The sequence below is a fragment of the Parvibaculum sp. genome (genome assembly GCF_040882025.1).
Taxonomy (GTDB): Bacteria; Pseudomonadota; Alphaproteobacteria; order Parvibaculales; family Parvibaculaceae; genus Parvibaculum.
Window position 1 is genome coordinate 1 of the sequence record NZ_JBBECC010000070.1, and the last position, 5475, is coordinate 5475.

Below are 5475 nucleotides of genomic sequence, written 5' to 3' on the forward strand. Positions count from 1 at the left end.
CTTCGAATGATTGCGCACCGCCGCCTTCGACGAGGCATAGGCGGCGGCCCCGGGGATGCCGACCATGCCGGAGCGGGACGAGAGATTGATGATGGAGCCGGTACCGGCCGGGCGCATGACCCGGATGGCGTGCTTGCAGCCGAGGAAGACGCCGTCGAGATTGACCGCGTGGACCGCGTGCCAGTCCGCGAGGCTCGCATGCTCCGGATCGTGAGGAGCGGCGCTCGCTCCAAGGCCGGTGATGCCGGCATTGTTGACCAGGACGTCGAGCCGGCCATGCGCGGCAACGACCCGTTCGAGGACGCGTTGCCATTCCGCCTCCTCGCGGACGTCGAGATGCGCGTAATGCGCCGACGATCCCAGCGCGGCGGCGGCCGCCTCCCCCGCCGCGTCGTCGATATCGGTCAGCCAGACCGCCGCGCCCTCGGCCACGAAGGCGCCGGCGATTGCGCGCCCGATGCCGCGCGCGGCACCCGTTACAAGCGCTGTCTTCCCGTGGAGACGCAAGCGGACCTCCCGATACGATCCGGTCCACACGATTTCAACCGGCCGGAGCCGGCGCGGGACCATTGGTTGCCGGTGCGATGCGCGACTGTGGCATCCGGAACGGCAACCCGCAACAAAGCCGCAACGGCCCGTCTTTCACAAAACGAAAACGGGGAGAGCTTTCGCTCTCCCCGTTCGCCCCGGAGACATGCGGGCCGCGGGGATGAAGCCGCGCGCGCCCCGCTCTCCTTGTTTCAGTAACCGACGCCGCCGGTGAAGAAACCGCCGCCGCCATCGCTGGACGAAACCTGATCGTGGCGGCTGCTCTTGCGGATCAGCACTTCGGCATAGGCCATGCGCGTCTGCTGCGGGATGCGCGTCATCGACGGCGCACGCTGCGGCACGCAGGCAAGCATGCCGTTGGAGCCGTGATGCAGCGCCTCGCCCGGACGGCATTCGATGACATAACCGCCGACATAGTCGGGCGTGTTGCCATCGGCACCGGCCATGCGGCCGATCGTCGAGACCAGCATGTCGCCGGCCACGCAATGGAAGAGTTCGACATCCTGGCCGGGCGTCACCTCGGTAACGGCCGAACTCAGGCGCGCGGCCTCTTCAAGACCCTTGGCGCTGACGCAGATCGCCTTGACCGGCTTCGTCACATGCTTCTCGCGCACGATGACGTTGAGCGAACCCATCGGCGCCGCCGGCGCCGCAGCCGCGAAATATCCGCCACCGCCACCGCCGAAACCGCCGCCGCTGCCATTGCCGATGGCAACCGCGCTGCCGCGATCCATCGCCTGCGAGGCACTGTCGGCCGCCGCATTGGCACTGGCGAAGGCGGTTGCCGTGGCGCTCGCCTGCGCGGCGGCGTTGACGTGCACCTCGACGTTGACGTTGTTGGTGTTCGTATTGGTATTGGTATTGGTATTGGTATTCGTATTGGTGTTCTTGTTGGAGTTCTGGTTGTAATTCTTGTTGTAGTTCTGGTTGTAGTTCTTGTTGTAGTTGCTGCCGCCGCTCGGCTTGGGCGGCGTATAGCCGCCACCGCCGCACGTGCCGCAGCTGCTGCCGGCATAGGCCGGCGTTGCGCCCATCGGGGCGAAAAGAAGAGCGGCGGCCAGCGCCATTCCGCTCAGAACCAGCCCGCGGCTGGAAAGGGTAAACTTCATCTGCTTCATCCTGACACTCCCGGCCCTCGGGGGGCTCGTTGGCCTGCGTCTTAACGGGGTACTCGGACCGGCCGATGCAGAAGCCATGCCGGATGCCAAAACGCGGCAGTCACGCCCGACAAACCGTTAACGCAAAGGCCCGGCCACGCCTCACCGGCACAAAACCGGACACCCCCGTTAATCTTTCCGGCACCGGCCTGCCCGGTAACGCCCGCCGCAAGCCTCTGTTTTATATGGATGAATCGGCCCGGAACCGGCCCCGGTCCTGCCGTCGTCCCGCCGCTGTTAACGTCTGGCACGGTTTCTGCTCCCTCATCCCTGTCCGCCCCAAATGGCGCGTCATCCCGTACCGGATCGGTACGGAACGCCAAAACGGGACCGGACGGCGACGGCGAAACCCGAAACGGGACGAGCCGTTTTGAATGGGCTAACATCCGTTTGGGCATGAGGGGCATCCCCCGCCAGGCGGACATGACGCCGAGGCGAGGGATGAAGGCGATGAAGCACAAGACCACACAAGCGCTGTTCGACTACTGGAACGCGATGCGCGCCGGCCGTCCGGCGCCGCGCCGCAACGAGATCGAACCCGGCGACATGCGCGCCATCCTGCCTTACGTGTTCATTCTCGAACGCAAGGATCGCGACACCTATCGCTTCCGCCTGGCCGGCACCGGCCTTTGCAGCGTCTACGGCATGGAATTTCGCGGCCACAACATGCTCTCGATGTGGGGCGACGATTGCGCCGAGACCATCAAGGACGCGCTGGAAGACGTGACCGGCAATGCCGGCGTCACGGTTGTCGAATATACCGCCGCGACCACGGACGGCCGCGAGACGACTTTCGAAATGGTGCTGCTGCCGCTGACGCATGAAGACGGCACGCTGTCGCGCGTGCTCGGCGCAGCCGTTCCCGTCGACCGGCAAAGCTGGGTCGGCGACAGCCTGCTGGCGCGCCAGTGGATCGATCGCCTCCGCCGCCTCGACCCGGAACGCATGCCCAAGCGCGAACCGGCCGCCCAGACGGCCGCCCGCCGGCTCGCCGCCGAAAAGCCGCCCGTCGCGGTGGCCCATATCGGCAAGCGCATGCCGCAAGGCGCGCCGCTCCGCAGCGAACGCTCCTATCTGCGGCTGGTGAAGGACGCGCTGAGCCGCAGCGAGGAACGCGGCTAGGCGTTTCCCTCGGCCATCCATGCCCGCCAGCCCTGCGCGAGCCAATAGCAGAAAAGCGTGACCACCGAGAGCACACTGTCGACAATGATGGTCAGCCAGGGATCGGCGGCCTCGAAGACGAAAAGCAACAACAGAACCTTGCCCGCCTTGTGGAAGAAGACCAGTTCCCACAGGCCCGGCAGGCGGCGCGGAAAAAATCCCAGCAAAACGAAAAGCCCGGCAAAAACGAGATAGCCGAGCATCCGCCATATCTCGACGCCGACGCGATCCGGCGCGAAATCGCCGATCGTCGCGGCAGCGCCCGCAAAGGCGCCGACAGCGGAGAGGCCGAGCAGGCTCATCAATATTCTTGCGATGCGGTTGCGGGCGGGTGTCATTGCATTTCTCCGGCAGGAATGAATGCGCCAGTTTCGTCGCAACCCGCCGCCGCCGGAAGCGCCATGGCCGTTTGATCGCTATACGGGGATGTATGGGTAGCGCATCGTCGCGCTTCCGTTCCACCCTTCCTCAGGGGGAGGGTGGGAAGAAAGACACTTCAAAGAAAAAGCCGGTGTCCTTCGACACCGGCTTTCTTTTCGTCCGTCAGCAGAGGATCAGGCGGCGTGGCCGACCCGGTCTTCGGCGATGGTCACATTTTCAGGCGCCATCGGGGCCTTGCCGAGCATGTCGTCGGAGATCTTTTCGGCGATCATGATGGTCGGCGCGTTGGTGTTGCCGCCGACCAGCGTCGGCATGACGGACGCATCGACGACGCGCAAGCCCTGCAGCCCGTGAACACGACATTTGGTGTCGACCACCGCCATCGGATCCGATCCCATCTTGGCCGTGCCGACCGGATGATAGATCGTCTCCGCGGTTTCGCGGATCCAGGCGTCGATATCGGCATCGGTCTGCGTGCCGGCGCCGGGCCAGAATTCCGGGCCCCGGTAGGGATCCATCGCGCGCTGGGCGATGATGTTGCGCACCATCTTGACGCCGTCGCGCATCACCCGGCGATCGTATTCGGCTTCGAGATAATTGGGCTGGATCAGCGCGTGATCGGCCGGGTTGGTCGACTTCAGCGCCACAAAGCCGCGGCTTTCGGGCCGAAGCTGGCAGATGTGAACGGTGAAGCCGTGCCGGTCGGACTTGACGCGCGCATGATCGCGCATCATCGCGGCGACGAAATGAAGCTGGATGTCGGGGATTTCGAGTTCCGGCCGCGTCTTGAGGAAGGCGCCGCTCTCGAGACCGTTCGAGGTCGCCAATCCCGACTTGAAGAAGGTGTATTGCATGCCGGTCATGATCTGCTTCAGCGGATTGCTGACCTGGCTGTGCAGCGTGATCGGCTGCGTGCATTCGTTGAGCACGACGCTGTCGAGATGGTCCTGCAGGTTCCGCCCGACGCCCGGCAGATCGGCGACGACATCGATGCCGAACTTGCGGAGATAGTCGCCCTTGCCGATGCCGGACAGCATCAGCACCTGCGGCGAGTTGACGGCGCCGCCCGAAAGCACGATTTCGCGGCTCGCGCGCACGGTTTTCGTCTCGCCCTTCTGCGTGTATTCGACGCCGACGGCCTTCTTGCCCTCGAAGAGAATGCGCGAGGTCAGCGCCTCGACCTCGACGGTCAGGTTCGGACGATCGAGCACAGGCGTGAGATACCCCTTGGCGGCGCTGCAGCGCTGGCCGTTCTTGATGGTGAGCTGATAGGGACCGACGCCTTCCTGCTGCGGGCCGTTGAAATCATCCGTATAGGGATGACCGGCCTGCTTGCCGGCCTCGACGAACGCCTCGAAGAGGACATTTGTCTTGCGCGGATTGGAGACGCCGAGCGGGCCGTCGCCGCCATGGAAGGCGCTGTTGCCGTTCTCGTTGCCCTCGGCGCGGCGGAAATAGGGAAGCACATCGGCAAAGCCCCAGCCTTCGAGGCCGAGCTGGCGCCACATGTCGTAGTCGCGCGCGTGGCCGCGAATATAGATCATGCCGTTGATGGAGGAAGAACCGCCGAGCACCTTGCCGCGCGGCCAGAAAAGCTTGCGGTTGTTCAGGAAAGGCTGGCCTTCGGTGTAGTAGTACCAGTTGGCAAGCTCGGTGCCGATCAGCTTGCCGACGCCGGCCGGCATGTGAATCATGAAGTTCTTGTCCTTCGACCCCGCCTCCAGCAGCAATACCTTGTTTGCCGGGTTTTCGGACAAGCGGTTGGCCAGAACGCAGCCCGCGCTGCCGGCGCCGATAATGATGAAGTCGAAGTCGCTCATGAAACTGGTTCCCGCCCGTTGGATTGGTTTTGCCATACGCGCCGCCGCGCGGGACCGCAAGGTCCGCCATGCCCGGCTCCGGCCGCATCTGGCCCCGATTCCCTGATTGATCGGAATTTGAGGCGATTGTCGGGAATCGCCGAAGCTGACGCAAGCGTCAATTTACATGTTTTGCCGGGCAAACCTTTGCCGGAACGGGAAAAATATTCGTTTTGCGATGCGGCTTCGGTAGAATTTCGTTAACCGTGTCAGGGCTATCCTGTTCCCGGAAAGGCTGGCGCTCTCCGCGCCCAGCCGGTTCTGGGACAATCCGGGCTGAGCAGTATGGAATCCGACGACGTCGAGCACGAAGAACGCCGCAAGCACAAGCGCGTGGCCTTCGAAGCCAAGGGCCGCTTTCTGGCGCC

General features: G+C 64.3%; 6 protein-coding genes. 1 reads left to right on the plus strand and 5 read right to left on the minus strand.

Translation table 11 applies throughout. The features are described 5' to 3' along the window. On the minus strand, positions 1-507 hold a 507-nt coding region (locus tag WEB61_RS04505; RefSeq protein WP_368063132.1), incomplete at its 3' end, for an SDR family NAD(P)-dependent oxidoreductase. A gap of 233 nt (positions 508-740) precedes the next feature. Then, positions 741-1667 carry a hypothetical protein gene (locus WEB61_RS04510; protein ID WP_368063133.1) on the minus strand — a complete coding sequence of 309 codons (927 nt, stop codon included), beginning with the start codon at positions 1665-1667 and terminating at the stop codon, positions 741-743. A 489-nt stretch (positions 1668-2156) separates the two neighbouring features. Here WEB61_RS04510 and WEB61_RS04515 point away from each other — a divergent pair, with 489 nt between their 5' ends. Next, a complete protein-coding gene (locus WEB61_RS04515; protein WP_368063134.1) occupies positions 2157-2828 on the plus strand; it encodes a PAS domain-containing protein in 672 nt (223 codons plus the stop codon). On the opposite strand, the gene WEB61_RS04520 is transcribed toward WEB61_RS04515, so the two are convergent. From WEB61_RS04520 to WEB61_RS04530, 3 genes are all read right to left on the minus strand, one after another. Continuing rightward, positions 2825-3205 (minus strand): hypothetical protein, encoded by a 381-nt coding sequence (locus WEB61_RS04520; protein WP_368063135.1) that lies wholly within the window; start codon positions 3203-3205, stop codon positions 2825-2827. The genes WEB61_RS04515 and WEB61_RS04520 overlap by 4 nt on opposite strands. A 216-nt stretch (positions 3206-3421) precedes the next feature. Next, positions 3422-5068, minus strand: coding sequence for a choline dehydrogenase (locus WEB61_RS04525; RefSeq protein ID WP_368063136.1), 1647 nt, complete (start codon positions 5066-5068; stop codon positions 3422-3424). Positions 5069-5230: 162 nt separating this feature from the next. Continuing rightward, positions 5231-5475, minus strand: a 245-nt coding sequence (locus WEB61_RS04530; protein WP_368063137.1) for a hypothetical protein, incomplete at its 5' end; no start/stop codon positions are given.